General features: G+C 41.7%; 8 protein-coding genes, 3 tRNA genes and 2 pseudogenes. 12 read left to right on the top strand and 1 reads right to left on the bottom strand.

The window, feature by feature from the left end:
- Position 1: 1 nt before the first annotated feature.
- The 11 genes and pseudogenes from BGM27_RS19860 to BGM27_RS20660 all read left to right on the top strand — a co-directional run.
- Positions 2–63, top strand: a tRNA-Thr gene (locus BGM27_RS19860).
- Between the two features lie 22 nt (positions 64–85).
- Positions 86–170: transfer RNA gene (locus tag BGM27_RS19855), tRNA-Tyr, on the top strand.
- Positions 171–174: 4 nt separating this feature from the next.
- Positions 175–246: transfer RNA gene (locus BGM27_RS19850), tRNA-Gln, on the top strand.
- A gap of 231 nt (positions 247–477) precedes the next feature.
- Complete coding sequence (gene sigW / locus BGM27_RS19845; protein WP_003156766.1) at positions 478–1,041, top strand: RNA polymerase sigma factor SigW; 564 nt, start codon at positions 478–480, stop codon at positions 1,039–1,041.
- Positions 1,042–1,054: 13 nt separating this feature from the next.
- On the top strand, positions 1,055–1,681 hold the full coding sequence (rsiW, locus tag BGM27_RS19840) for an anti-sigma-W factor RsiW (protein ID WP_007408013.1): 627 nt from the start codon (positions 1,055–1,057) through the stop codon (positions 1,679–1,681).
- Between the two features lie 165 nt (positions 1,682–1,846).
- A complete protein-coding gene (cdaA, locus tag BGM27_RS19835) occupies positions 1,847–2,668 on the top strand; it encodes a diadenylate cyclase CdaA (RefSeq protein WP_003156763.1) in 822 nt (273 codons plus the stop codon).
- The gene (locus BGM27_RS19830) at positions 2,661–4,100 is read left to right on the top strand and encodes a CdaA regulatory protein CdaR (protein WP_007408012.1); all 1,440 of its coding nucleotides are present in this window, start codon (positions 2,661–2,663) and stop codon (positions 4,098–4,100) included. Before cdaA ends, BGM27_RS19830 begins: the two co-directional genes overlap by 8 nt.
- A gap of 17 nt (positions 4,101–4,117) precedes the next feature.
- Positions 4,118–5,464: a phosphoglucosamine mutase gene (gene glmM, locus BGM27_RS19825; protein WP_007408011.1), complete on the top strand. Its 1,347-nt coding sequence runs from the start codon at positions 4,118–4,120 to the stop codon at positions 5,462–5,464.
- Between the two features lie 431 nt (positions 5,465–5,895).
- Complete coding sequence (gene glmS, locus BGM27_RS19820) at positions 5,896–7,698, top strand: glutamine--fructose-6-phosphate transaminase (isomerizing) (RefSeq protein WP_003156758.1); 1,803 nt, start codon at positions 5,896–5,898, stop codon at positions 7,696–7,698.
- Positions 7,699–8,337: 639 nt separating this feature from the next.
- On the top strand, positions 8,338–9,210 hold the full coding sequence (locus tag BGM27_RS19815; RefSeq protein WP_007408010.1) for an ABC transporter ATP-binding protein: 873 nt from the start codon (positions 8,338–8,340) through the stop codon (positions 9,208–9,210).
- A pseudogene (locus tag BGM27_RS20660) lies at positions 9,188–9,283 on the top strand (ABC-2 transporter permease); the annotation flags it as partial. The gene BGM27_RS19815 and the pseudogene BGM27_RS20660, both read left to right, overlap by 23 nt.
- Before the next feature lie 3 nt (positions 9,284–9,286).
- Here the strand turns inward: BGM27_RS20660 and BGM27_RS19810 are convergent.
- A pseudogene (locus BGM27_RS19810) lies at positions 9,287–9,758 on the bottom strand (helix-turn-helix domain-containing protein); the annotation flags it as partial.
- A gap of 505 nt (positions 9,759–10,263) precedes the next feature.
- On the opposite strand from BGM27_RS19810, the gene BGM27_RS19805 reads away from it, so the two are divergent.
- A complete protein-coding gene (locus BGM27_RS19805; RefSeq protein WP_007408008.1) occupies positions 10,264–14,106 on the top strand; it encodes a beta-ketoacyl synthase N-terminal-like domain-containing protein in 3,843 nt (1,280 codons plus the stop codon).
- The last annotated feature ends 217 nt before the right edge of the window (positions 14,107–14,323 follow it).

Genomic DNA, 14,323 nt, shown 5'->3' with positions numbered 1-14,323 from the left:
TAGCTCAATTGGTAGAGCAACTGACTTGTAATCAGTAGGTTGGGGGTTCAAGTCCTCTGGCCGGCACTGTTTTTCAAAAAAATACGGAGGGGTAGCGAAGTGGCTAAACGCGGCGGACTGTAAATCCGCTCCCTCAGGGTTCGGCAGTTCGAATCTGCCCCCCTCCACCATTTTTGGGCTATAGCCAAGCGGTAAGGCAACGGACTTTGACTCCGTCATGCGTTGGTTCGAATCCAGCTAGCCCAGTCTCAGACACCTTTTGCATAAAGGTGTCTTTTTTTTATCAGCATTTTGTTTCGATTTCTGATTGTTCATCAGATATACTATTTTTAAGCTGCTGTTAAGGCAGTATATTCTGTATTTTCCATCTACACGCTGCCTGAAATTTGGTAAAATAAATGTAATAAAAAAAATGAAACCTTTTAAAACAATCAACGTATAGATACAGACCGGTGAAGGGCAGAGGTAAGATAAAACATGGAAAACCTGATTAAAAAAAGAATCAAGCAAGTCAAAAAAGGCGATCAAAATGCGTTTGCAGAAATCGTTGACCTTTATAAAGATAAGATTTACCAGCTTTGCTACCGCATGCTCGGCAATGTTCACGAAGCGGAAGATATTGCGCAGGAAGCTTTTATCAGAGCGTATGTCAATATCGACAGTTTCGATATCAACAGAAAGTTTTCAACGTGGCTTTACAGAATTGCGACCAACCTGACCATTGACCGCATCCGCAAGAAAAAGCCTGATTACTATCTGGACGCAGAAGTAGCGGGAGCAGAAGGGCTGACGATGTATTCGCAGATCGCCGCGGACGGGGTTCTCCCTGAAGACGCCGTATTGTCATTGGAGCTGTCGGACACAATTCAGAAAAAGATTTTAAAGCTGCCTGACAAGTACAGAACGGTTATTGTATTAAAGTATATTGACGAACTCTCTTTAATTGAAATCGGGGAGATTCTGAATATCCCTGTCGGCACCGTCAAGACAAGGATACACAGAGGCAGAGAGGCTCTTAGAAAACAATTAAGGGATCTTTAAGTGGGGTGATGAAATGAGCTGTCCTGAACAGATCGTGCAGCTTATGCATAAGCATCTTGATGGAGATATCCTTCCTGAAGATGAAAACGTATTAAAACAACATTTGCAGTCATGCGGGAATTGCAAACGGCATTTTCATGAAATGGAGAAATCCATAGCACTCGTCCGAAGCACATCGCATGTCACGGCCCCTGCTGATTTTACTGCCAAAGTTATGGCGAATCTTCCAAAAGAGAAAAAACGCGCTTCTGTAAAACGATGGATCAAAACTCATCCGATGATTGCAGCCGCAGCGGTTTTTGTGATTTTAATGGGCGGCGGTTTTTTCAACAGCTGGCATAATGACCACAATTTCAGTGTGTCCAAACAGCCGAACCTTGTCGTGCAGAATCACACGGTCACCGTCCCTGAAGGCGAGACCGTAAAGGGCGATGTCACAGTAAAAAACGGCAAGCTGTTCATTGAAGGAAAAGTCGACGGCAATGTGACCGTCGTCAACGGAGAAAAATACATGGCCTCAGCCGGACAAGTCACCGGGCAGATTGAAGAGATTAACCAATTGTTTGACTGGGTCTGGTACGAACTGAAATCGGCGGGCCAGGGCGTCGTGAGCGCTTTGGACCCGAGTGAAGATGAGTAAAGCGTATAATCGCTTTACTCTTTTTTTGTGCATCGCCGCTCTGGCTCATTTCACTTGAGAAATCAAAATGTGGTATAATGAGCACGCTATATGATGTACATATTGCTCATGCAGCACAATTCATAACAGAAAAACGAAATGACTGAATTCTTGGAGGACGAGGAAATGGCTTTTGAGGACATCCCATTTTTGCAATACCTCGGCAATGCCGTTGATATTCTCCTTGTTTGGTATGTGATATATAAATTAATCATGGTCATACGCGGGACGAAGGCGGTTCAGCTTTTAAAAGGAATCGTCGTCATCGTATTGGTCCGGATGGCCAGTTCATATTTGGGACTCAGCACGCTTCAGTGGCTGATGGACCAAGCGATAACATGGGGATTTTTAGCGATCATCATTATATTCCAGCCTGAGCTGAGACGGGCGCTTGAACAGCTCGGACGGGGCCGGTTCTTTTCCAGGAGCGGAACCCCCGTGGAGGAAGCGCAGCATAAGACAATTGAAGCGATTACAAAATCGATCAGCTACATGGCGAAACGCCGCATCGGCGCACTCATCGCGATTGAGCGCGATACGGGAATGGGCGATTATATTGAGACGGGCATCCCGCTTAATGCGCAGGTCAGCTCGGAGCTTTTGATTAATATCTTCATCCCGAATACACCGCTGCATGATGGAGCGGTCATTATGAAAAATAACGAGATTGCGGCGGCTGCCTGTTATCTGCCGCTTTCTGAAAGCCCGTTTATTTCAAAGGAGCTGGGGACGCGTCACAGAGCGGCTGTCGGCATCAGTGAAGTGACGGACAGCTTAACCATTATTGTATCTGAAGAGACGGGCGCCATCAGTGTGGCCAAAAACGGAGACCTTCACAGAGAATTGACGGAAGAAGCACTGAAAGAAATGCTTGAAGCCGAGTTTAAGAAAAACGCCAGAGATACTTCTTCTAACCGCTGGTACTGGAGGGGCAAGAAAAATGGATAAATTCTTAAACAACCGCTGGGCTGTAAAGATCATTGCATTGCTCTTTGCGCTGCTGCTTTACGTTGCGGTTAACAACAACCAGGCGCCGACTCCGAAAAAGCCGGGGGAATCCTTTTTTCCGACATCAACGACTGACGAGGCTACGCTTACTGATATTCCTGTAAAAGCATACTATGATGAAGCGAACTATGTCGTCACCGGCGTGCCCCAGACCGTAAATGTCACGATTAAAGGCTCGACAAGCGCGGTGAAAAAGGCGAGACAGACAAAGAATTTTGAGATATACGCCGATATGAATAAGCTGAAGACCGGGACTCATAAGGTCGAATTGAAGGCGAAAAACGTATCGGACGGACTGACGATCTCCATTAACCCGTCAGTCACGACGGTTACGATTCAGGAAAAAACGGCTGAGAGTTTTCCCGTGGAAGTTGAATACTACAATAAAAGCAAAATGAAAAAGGGATACACCCCTCAGCAGCCGATTATCAGCCCGAAAAACGTGCAGATTACAGGTTCGAAAAATGTGATTGATAACATTTCACTTGTCAAAGCATCCGTGAACCTAGAAAATGCAAATGAGACCATTGAAAAGGAAGTGAAGGTGACCGTCTATGACAAAGACGGCAACGCACTTCCTGTTGATGTTGAACCGTCAGTCATTAAAGTGACGGTTCCCGTAGCCAGTCCGAGCAAAAAGCTTCCTTTCAAAATCGAAAGGAAGGGAAGTCTTCCGGACGGGGTGAGCGTTGCGAGCATTGACTCGAATCCGAGTGAGGTGACGGTTTACGGCCCGCAGGATGTGCTGGATTCACTTGAATTTATTGACGGCGTATCTCTTGATTTAGGCAAAATTGATAAAGATACCGATATCAATGCCGATATCCCGCTTCCTAAGGGTGTCACTAAGGTATCACCGGAAAAAATCACGCTTCATGTTAAAGTGGACAGTGAAGACAAAAAGGATTTTGACAATGTCGGAATCAAGACGGTCGGACTGGGAGGCTCACAGCAGATTGAGTTTCTCGATCCTGAATCGCAGGCGATAAATATTACGGCCAAAGGCTCTCCCGCCAACATTAAGGCGCTCAAAAAGTCGGACATTGAACTGTATGCCAATGTCTCGGACTTGGATGACGGAGAGCACTCTGTAAAGCTAGAAGTAAACGGCCCGCAAAACGTCACATGGTCCCTGTCAAAAGACACGGTTAAGATCAAGCTGACTTCTAAGAAAAACTCAAGTTCAAATAAAAATAACGGCGGTTCCGCTGATTCCGGCAATAAGAACGGCACAAGCGGAGACGCAGACAAAGACAAGAACAAGAACCGGGAAGACGACACTGACAGCGATCAGAATAAAAGTCAAAACCAGGATCAAAATCAAGACCAGGATGAAGACGGATCAAGCGCTGATTCTTCTTCAACAGAATGAAAAAGGAGCGATACAAAATGGGCAAGTATTTTGGAACAGATGGTGTAAGAGGTGTTGCCAACAGCGAGCTTACGCCAGAGCTGGCCTTTAAAGTTGGGCGTTTTGGCGGTTATGTCCTGACCAAAGATAAGCAGCGCCCGAAAGTGCTGATCGGCCGTGATACACGTATCTCCGGACATATGCTGGAGGGAGCCCTTGTCGCCGGACTTTTATCGATCGGAGCTGAAGTGATGCGCCTCGGCGTTATTTCTACGCCGGGGGTATCCTATTTAACGAAAGCCATGGATGCTGAGGCGGGCGTCATGATCTCCGCTTCTCACAACCCCGTACAGGATAACGGAATTAAATTTTTCGGAGGGGACGGCTTTAAGCTTTCTGATGAGCAGGAGGCCGAGATTGAACGTCTCATGGATGAACCGGAAGATAAGCTGCCGAGACCGACAGGCGCGGACCTCGGGCTTGTAAACGATTATTTTGAAGGCGTTCAAAAGTATCTGCAATTTTTAAAGCAGACGGCGGACGAAGATTTCACAGGCATTCATGTAGCGCTTGACTGCGCCCATGGTGCGACATCATCCATTGCGACGCACCTTTTTGCCGATCTCGATGCTGACGTATCTACAATGGGGACGTCTCCGAACGGATTAAATATTAATGATGGCGTCGGTTCTACACACCCGGAAGCGCTGAGTGCTTTCGTCAAAGAAAAAAACGCCGATATCGGCCTTGCGTTTGACGGAGACGGCGACCGCCTCATTGCTGTTGATGAAAAAGGAAACATCGTCGACGGTGATCAGATTATGTACATATGCGCGAAGTATTTGAAATCAGAGGGCCGTCTGAAGGATGATACCGTCGTATCGACTGTGATGAGCAACCTCGGTTTCTACAAAGCGCTTGAAAAAGAAGAAATCAAAAGCGTTCAAACGGCAGTCGGCGACCGCTATGTCGTAGAAGCGATGAAAAAAGACGGCTATAATGTCGGCGGCGAGCAGTCAGGGCACCTTATTTTCCTTGATTACAACACTACCGGCGACGGTCTTTTGTCCGCGATCATGCTTGTGAATACGCTGAAGGCGTCCGGCAAAACCCTTTCAGAACTTGCGGATGAAATGAAAAAATTCCCGCAGCTCTTAGTGAACGTGAAAGTGACGGATAAATATAAGGTAGAAGAAAACGCTAAGGTGAAGGCCGTTATTTCTGAAGTGGAAAAAGAAATGAACGGAGACGGCCGGATTTTAGTGCGCCCGTCAGGCACCGAACCGCTCGTCCGCGTGATGGCCGAAGCGAGAACAAAAGAGCTTTGTGACGAATATGTCACAAAAATCGTGGATGTCGTGCGGACAGAAATGGGAGCGGAGTAGCGAAGTTTATAAGCAGAGAGCGAACAAGACAAGTGCGATCAGCATAATATGATAGTAAACATGATGCCGGGGCGGCAAAAAATAATTGACCGTCCTTGGCACATGCTGTAAAATCAAGCTTGTTCAGCCTTTGTTTTTCACTTGCAGGAAAGGCGGGATTGTTTGCATCTTTTATAATTACAGCGCCCGAACTAAGCGCCCGAAAAACGGCTTAGTTGACGAGGATGGAGGTTATCGAATTTTCGGCGGATGCCTCCCGGCTGATTCATTTAGATCACAGCCGTAAGGATTTCTTCAAACCGGAGGGGCGACTCTCCGAACAAAGAGAAATCACATGATCTTCCAAAAAAACATGTGGGAGGGGACGATTGAAAGTCCCCTTGTAATTTGACTTTCTTCGTCTCCTTTTGCACCTTTAGGAGGAAGAAAAAATGTGTGGAATTGTAGGTTATATCGGTCAGCTTGATGCGAAAGAGATTTTGTTAAAAGGATTAGAGAAGCTTGAGTACCGCGGTTATGACTCTGCCGGTATCGCTGTGGCGAATGAGCAGGGCGTGCATGTGTACAAAGAAAAAGGCCGCATCGCCGACCTTCGTGAAGTGGTGGATCACACGGTTGAATCTCAAGCGGGAATCGGCCATACACGCTGGGCGACTCACGGCGAACCAAGCTTCCTGAACGCTCACCCGCATCAAAGCGCACTCGGCCGCTTTACACTTGTTCACAACGGTGTGATCGAGAACTATGTTCAGCTGAAGCGCGAATATCTTGAAAACGTTGAACTGAAAAGCGACACGGACACTGAAGTAGTCGTTCAAATGATCGAGCAATTTGTGGCGGGAGGACTTAGCACAGAAGAAGCGTTCCGCAAAACACTGACTCTGTTAAAAGGCTCTTACGCAATTGCATTATTTGACGGTGAAAACACAGACACCATTTACGTTGCAAAAAACAAAAGCCCTCTGTTAATCGGCCTTGGAGATACGTTTAACGTCGTGGCATCTGACGCGATGGCTATGCTTCAAGTAACGAATGAATACGTTGAGCTTTTGGACAAAGAAATGGTGATCGTGACAAAAGACGAAGCCGTGATTAAAAACCTTGACGGTGAAGTCATGACACGTGCGTCTTATATCGCTGAGCTTGACGCCAGTGATATCGAAAAAGGCACATACCCTCACTACATGTTAAAAGAAACGGATGAGCAGCCGCTTGTTATGCGCAAAATCATCCAAACGTATCAAGACGAAAATGGCAGACTGGCCGTGGCCGGCGATGTCGCTGACGCCGTGGCGGAAGCGGACCGTATTTATATCGTGGCTTGCGGAACGAGCTACCATGCCGGTCTTGTCGGGAAACAATATATTGAAATGTGGGCAAACGTCCCGGTTGAAGTGCATGTAGCGAGTGAATTCTCCTACAACATGCCGCTTCTGTCTAAGAAGCCGCTCTTTATCTTCCTTTCTCAAAGCGGAGAAACAGCGGACAGCCGCGCCGTGCTTGTTCAAGTCAAAGCGCTGGGTCACAAAGCGCTGACGATCACAAACGTTCCGGGATCAACGCTTTCCCGTGAAGCGGATTACACATTGCTTCTGCACGCAGGCCCTGAGATCGCGGTTGCATCAACAAAAGCGTATACGGCTCAGATTGCCGTGCTTGCGATCCTTGCGTCCGTTGCAGCAGAACGCAACGGTGTTGATATCGGTTTTGATTTAGTCAAAGAATTAGGTATCGCGGCAAACGCCATGGAAGCCCTCTGCGACCAGAAGGACGAAATGGAAATGATCGCGCGTGAGTACCTGACTGTTTCAAGAAACGCTTTCTTCATCGGCCGCGGCCTTGACTACTTCGTATGTGTCGAAGGCGCCCTGAAGCTGAAAGAGATTTCTTACATCCAGGCGGAAGGCTTCGCCGGCGGCGAGCTGAAGCACGGAACAATCGCTCTGATTGAAGAAGGAACACCGGTCTTTGCACTGGCGACACAAGAACACGTCAACCTGAGCATCCGCGGAAACGTGAAGGAAGTCGCAGCCCGCGGCGCCAACACTTGCATCATCTCGCTGAAAGGCTTAGAAGACGCAGACGACAGATTCATCCTGCCGGAAGTCAACCCTGCGCTTGCTCCGCTGGTATCTGTTGTGCCATTGCAGCTGATCGCTTACTACGCTGCGCTGCACCGCGGCTGTGACGTTGATAAACCGCGCAACCTTGCGAAGAGTGTGACTGTGGAGTAGGAATAAATAATTCACGGTAAACTTAAAATATAGTCGGAAAGTTTGACCCCTCTGGTTTTAGATAAACCAGAGGGGTTTTTAGTATAAAAATAAGAAGTGTTCGCCTATTGATTAACTGAAGATTTTTATATTTATAAAGAAATCTACGTATTTATATTGAAAAGAAGTAACACCTATTTTATAATATAAATATATTCCAGTTTAAACCCATAAATGTAACCATTAGTAAAGAATGGTAACGGTCAATTATTGGTTTTTGAATAAGTATTTGTTTGGTGTTTTATTCCCATGACTCATTCCTTTATAGGGCATACTTCATTCTTGAAGGGGCTCCTCAATTAGACAGTCATAATTAAATTTGTTATCTCTTGAATACATATATACTTTATAGAATGCACATTTTCTTTTCCAGCAAGTAAGTCCCCTCCAGCAATTTTCATCATGAATTTCCATTATATAAACGTAATCAATCGATTGCACATCCGTATTATGATTAATAAAGACTTTAAAATCCCTTTTGTATTTGCCGACTCCTGATCCATTATGAATACCTCGACTGGATATGAAAATAACAACATTTTTGCAATAATCCGGTTCAATTCTTAAAAAAGTCCTGACAACAATGATAGGAGTGGAATGATGTCAAACCTTTTAGAAATCAGAAACATCAGCAAATCTTTTGGCCATAAAGCTGTTTTAAAGGATGTTACATTCAATGTGCCTGCCGGATTAATTGTCGGTTTTATCGGTGATAACGGCGCAGGCAAGTCAACAACATTTAAAACGATATTAGGATTAATCTCTCAGGATAGAGGTAAAGTGAAAATCTTTGGTAAAGAGAATCTGGATAAACATATAAAGTTCAAAGAAGATATTGGGGTCGTATTTGATGCGATGAATCTTCCTGCGCACCTTACGATAAAGCAGCTGAATCATGTATTTAAGAAACTATTCGGTGCTTGGGACCAAGATCATTTTTACCGGTTGGTTCATTCTTTCTCTTTGCCTATGGACAAAAAAGTGAATACATTCTCGCGCGGCATGTCAATGAAGTTATCCGTAGCTGTTGCTTTGTCGCATAATGCAAAATTATTACTCCTGGATGAAGCAACGGGAGGGCTTGATCCCTCTTCAAGAGATGATCTGTTAAATGAATTAAAAAGCTTTGTGGATAAAAGCAACGGCGGTATTTTACTTTCATCGCACATTATGACTGATGTCGAGAAGATAGCCAGCCATATCGTTATTATGAAAGATGGAGAAATTTTATTAAATGAAGAGAAAGATAAGGTTCTTGAAAGCTATACCGTTATAGACGTTGATGAAGGTCAATTGGCTGAGCTTGACGAAGAAATCGTTCTAGCAAAAAGGAATCATGGATCTTATTGGAGTGTGCTTGTATCGGATCAACAGAAATTGCCGAATGGTGTAACGGCCAACACCATTTCCATAGAAGAAATCAGCGTCTTTTTAACGAGGAGTGAAGACATTGAGAGGTCTGTTACTGACTAACTATTACTTGGTTTATCGAAGTTTCTTTGCATACACGGGGTTGGCCATATTGGTATCAGCAGTCATTTTTTATAGGGCATAACGTGCCGATTTGTTTTTCTAAATGGTATTTAGGGTCATCTTTCATCAGATTCTTCTTCCAACGATAATAAGATGCTCGTGAAATACCTAAATGAATACAGATATCCTGTATGGTCATTGTGCCGCACAATGTTTCTACAAGCTCGCTGGCGTTTCGCTATCAGCTTCCTTTCCAATTCGTTGTACTTTTTTAACACTTCATTCTGTTGTCTCAGATAACGATTTTCTGCCTGCAGTTTCTCTAATTAGGAAGAATACTTTGGACCTTTTCCATAAGTATATTGCTTTCCGACAGGTTGTTCGAATCGGTGTGTATCCCCAGCTTTATACCACCTGACCCATGTCTGAACCTGTGTCATATTCTTGATATTCACTTCCTGCATGATTTCCTTCACAGGCACGCCCGCCAATTTCATTTCTACAGCCTTCTGTTTGACTTCAACTGGATAACTCACTCTTATCCCCATAAAAAACACCTCCAAGTTTTATTTCGGATAACAACGATCCGTTTTCAAACTTGAAGGTGTTATTTGTTTGTCTCATATTATGGGGTTAGTCCCTTTTTTATAAACCTTTTGGCAAAGCAACAGAACTAATTGTAATAATAAGAAACTTCAAGGTGAGGTATTCATAGCTTGATATCTTATCCGTTAAACTCTGGGAAGAAATATGGAGTATTCGGCATACCAATAATCCTCTAATTAATCGGAGTTACTCTTAAAAAACATTGTATGAGACAATTTGAATATTGTCAAAATAAGTTATAAGAACTAATCAATAAAAGAATTTCATTGAAAAGATAACAAATATTAGGTATATTAGTAATTGTTAGGATTAGAGACGATGAGCTTTTTCTGATGCATACAGAGTCTAATATACTGGTTAATTTTCCTTTAAATTAAAAAAATAGTAATTTGAGACATTTTGAAAAAGATGATATCAATCGTCATTTCATTCGGGGGGGATAAAACAATGACTTTATTAAGTGCTATTCAAAAAAAAGCAAGTGAAGAAACCAAAGGAATTACTTTTGTTAAAAATAGAAAAAAAGAAAAGCGTGTATCATATAAAGAATTGTTGATGACGAGTTTGAGGATATTAGGTTTTTTACAAAGTAAAGGAGTTACTTATAAGGATGAGATAGTTTTTCAATTAAAAGATAATGAGGACTTCATCAATGTATTCTGGGCGGGAATACTTGGTGGTTTTATTCCAGTACCAGTTAATTCAGGTACCAACGATGAACATAAGTTGAAATTTTTTAAGGTTTGGGAAAAATTAAATAATCCTTATCTGATATGTGATATGGAACAATATGAGAATTTAATGAAATATGCACAGCATGCAGGAATAGATACTGTAAAAATACGCAATAGAGTAATTGATATTCAAGAAGTTTATAATTTCGAGGAAGAGGGCCTCATCCACAAGTGTACAGAAGATGATATTGCATTTGTACAGTTTTCTTCGGGTTCAACTGGTGACCCCAAGGGGGTTATATTAAAACACCGCAATATAATGGCAAATATAGAAGGAATCATTACCAATGGTGAAATGAGTAAGAGTGACAGTTTATTAACTTGGCTGCCTTTAACGCATGACATGGGGATTATTGGCTGTCATTTAGTACCGACATTTTTGAATATTAATCAAGTGCAGATTAATACAAATGATTTCATTAGAAGACCTACTCTATGGCTTGAGAAAGCCACTCAGCATAAATCAACTTTATTATTCTCTCCTAATTTTGGATACAGATATACCTTGAAATATATGAAAAAATTTTCAATGAACTATGATTTATCACATGTTCGGTTAATTATAAATGGTGCTGAACCAATTTCGGCTGACTTATGTGAAGAATTTTTATCTGAAATGAGTCAGTATGGTTTAAAAAAGAGAACGATGCTTCCATCATATGGACTTGCTGAGGCCTGTCTTGGTGTAGCTTCACCTAATCCATCTGAAGGAAAAATAATAGAGTGGGTCATTGATAGAAGAAAAATGAATATTGGTGATACCGTAGCTGTAATGGACAATGAAGAAAGTCGTTTTGCTACAGTTTTTATTGATGTGGGTTCCCCTATTAAACATACAGACGTGAGAATCACAGATAAAGAAAGAAATGTGTTAGGTGATAATACCGTAGGGTTTATTGAAATTCATGGTGCAAATGTTACTAGTGGATATTACAATATGCCGGATAAAACTAAAGAAGTATTAAGTGATGAAGGTTGGTTAAATACAGGTGATTTAGGTTTTATGCATAACGGAAGACTAATTGTTATTGGCAGATACAAAGACGTTATATTCTTAAACGGCCAAAATTTCTATGCGCATGATTTAGAAAGAATTATTCGAGATGTTGCCGGAATACCTTTAACTGAGGCAGAGGTTGCTATTGGCGGGGTCAGAAATTATAAAGAGCAGTCAGAGAAAGTAGTAGCATTTGTTAGATTTAGACAACCAATTGATAAATTCCTTGATGTTGAGCGAAATATAAAAAGAGAGTTAAATATAAAATTGGGAGTCAAGGTAGATCATGTAATTCCAATCAAACAAATTCCGAAGACCACAAGCGGAAAAATACAAAGATTTAATCTTGTTCAAAAGTTTGAAGAAGGTATATTTGATCCTGTAGTTAACGAAATAAAGAAAATAAAGCTCCAGCTTCAACAAAAACATAATGAAGAAATTGGACAGTTGGAGGGAAAATTACTTGACGTTTGTAAAGAGTTTATTCCAGACAGGGAATTTGGTATAAATGACAACTTTTTTGAAATAGGGATTGACTCTCTTACTTTGACTCAGATGTCATCAGAGTTGCAGAAATTATATACTGAAAAGATTACGATTGCTGATTTTTATGCAAATCCTACTATCAAAGAATTGGCTAGATACATAAAATACGGAGATTCATTGTCAGAAAAAAAGGAAAAGTGTATTAACAAGTTGTCTGTTCAAAATGAGGACGTAGCAATTGTTGGGATATCAGTAAGAGTAGCACATGCAACAGGACTAGACGAATACTGGGAATTAATTCGTAATGGATTAGAAGCAGTGAGAGAGTTACCTAATAATAGAAAAAATGACCTTTATGAATATTTAAAGAAAGAAGGACAAGCCCCAGAAAACCTTGAATTCCAACAAGCCTCTTATCTAGATGAAATTGATAGCTTTGACTATAAATACTTCAATATACTTCCAGTGGAAGCCGTTTCCATGGCACCGGCTCAACGATTGTTTTTAGAAGAAGCTTCAAAAGCAGTAGAGGATGCGGGTTATTCGGGTGATAAATTGAAAGGGACAAAGACCGGAGTTTACGTAGGTTATATGAGTGATATGGATGGTTTTAAATATCAGCAAATTGTAAAATCATCTGAAGATTTTTTAACTCCAACAGGATATTTGTCATCTAATATTGCTGGGAGAGTCTCTTATTTTATGGATTTAAAAGGTCCCAATTTAATGGTCGATTCAGCGTGTTCCTCTTCTTTAGTAGCACTGGATTTAGCCTGTATGGGATTAAGGGACGGAAGCTGCGAGCAAGCAATCGTTGGCGGAATTAGATTAAAAACAATTCCTGTCGAAGACGGTTTTAAAGCTGGTTTTGAATCAGACGACTATCGAACCAGACCATTCGATAAAAACGGAAATGGAACAGGTGAAGGAGAAGGTGTCGTCGCTATAATGATTAAACCGCTGAGTGCAGCGGAAGCAGCAAAAGATCATATCTATGCTGTCATAAAGGGTACTGCAATTAACAATGATGGAACATCATTAGGATTATCTGCACCAAATCCAGCGGCACAAACAGCTGCTATTTTAGAAGCATTACAAAAGGCAGATGTGGATCCGAGCACTGTGAGTTATATAGAAGCACAGGGGACAGGAACACCTATTGGAGATCCAATAGAAATTCAAGGTTTAACCAATGCTTATGGAAGAAGCAATGGGAAACAATATTGTTCTATTGGTTCGGTTAGAGGAAATATAGGGCATCTATATGAAGCATCGGGACTATCTAGCTTGGTTAAATGCTGTTTAATGATGCAGCATAAAATCATTCCACCGTTAGCTAATTTTAAAGAAGCAAATAAAAATATTCAGTTTGAAAAAACACCATTCTTCCCAAATACTGTTGAAATGAAATGGGAGCCTGTTAAAGGCGTTAGAAGGTGTGGAATCAATAACTTTGGTTTTTCTGGGACAAATTGCCACGTCATCCTAGAAGAGTATTCAGTTAAGAAAGAATTTCATCCAGAAAGTCATACAGAATTGCCTCTCATTTTTACTATATCCGCAAAAAACAAACAAGTATTAAAACAACTTATAGAAAGTTATATCAGATCCCTTGAAAAGAATAACGATATGAGGATTGAGGATATTTGTTACACCTCAAATGTAGCTCGTGAACATCATGAGATTAGAGCAGCCATCATAACAGATTCAATAAAAGATTTACTTAATAAACTAAAGAGGTTTACGTTTAAGACTGACCTTTCAACCAAAACTTTCTATGGAATCCATAAAAGGTTGAAGGAATCTGCGGCATTTAAAAAAATCGGACAGTTAAGCAAGGATGAAGTTAGCCTGCTTAGCAAGAATGGAAATACTTTAATTTCTGAGATTGATAGAAATAACCGAGAAATTCAATTGAATAGAATATCACAAATATATACAAGAGGAGCAGACCTTTCTTGGGAGGGCTTTTATAGTTTGTCCTATGTCAACAAAGTCAGTTTACCGTCTTATGAATTTCAGAAGCTGAGATGCTGGCCATCCTTTACATACAATGAGAAGGTTTTAAATTAAACCATACTTGATGTATAAGATATACGTAAATATCTGCCAGTTTTTCCGGTATATAGAATTTAACGGAAATAATCGAATTATAAGGTTTCGAAGCCTAGTATTTAAGGGATAGCCATTGTGTAAAAGAGTATTCTCTGTCAAAATCATTTGATTATCCCTTTTGAAAAATCAGATTTGTCACCTCTTAGATGGTTAACACAAAGAGGGCAGGGGGCAG

The organism is Bacillus sp. FJAT-27001 (genome assembly GCF_019039175.1).
Classification (GTDB): Bacteria; Bacillota; Bacilli; order Bacillales; family Bacillaceae; genus Bacillus; species Bacillus velezensis.
This window is presented reverse-complemented; position numbering and strand designations above follow the sequence as displayed.

Excerpts from the sequence above, each read along its gene's own strand:
- glmS (WP_003156758.1), top strand. The coding sequence starts at position 5,896 with ATGTGTGGAATTGTAGGTTATATCGGTCAGCTTGATGCGAAAGAGATT.
- glmM (WP_007408011.1), top strand. The coding sequence starts at position 4,118 with ATGGGCAAGTATTTTGGAACAGATGGTGTAAGAGGTGTTGCCAACAGC.
- BGM27_RS19815 (WP_007408010.1), top strand. The coding sequence starts at position 8,338 with ATGTCAAACCTTTTAGAAATCAGAAACATCAGCAAATCTTTTGGCCAT.
- BGM27_RS19805 (WP_007408008.1), top strand. The coding sequence starts at position 10,264 with ATGACTTTATTAAGTGCTATTCAAAAAAAAGCAAGTGAAGAAACCAAA.
- sigW (WP_003156766.1), top strand. The coding sequence starts at position 478 with ATGGAAAACCTGATTAAAAAAAGAATCAAGCAAGTCAAAAAAGGCGAT.
- rsiW (WP_007408013.1), top strand. The coding sequence starts at position 1,055 with ATGAGCTGTCCTGAACAGATCGTGCAGCTTATGCATAAGCATCTTGAT.
- BGM27_RS19830 (WP_007408012.1), top strand. The coding sequence starts at position 2,661 with ATGGATAAATTCTTAAACAACCGCTGGGCTGTAAAGATCATTGCATTG.
- cdaA (WP_003156763.1), top strand. The coding sequence starts at position 1,847 with ATGGCTTTTGAGGACATCCCATTTTTGCAATACCTCGGCAATGCCGTT.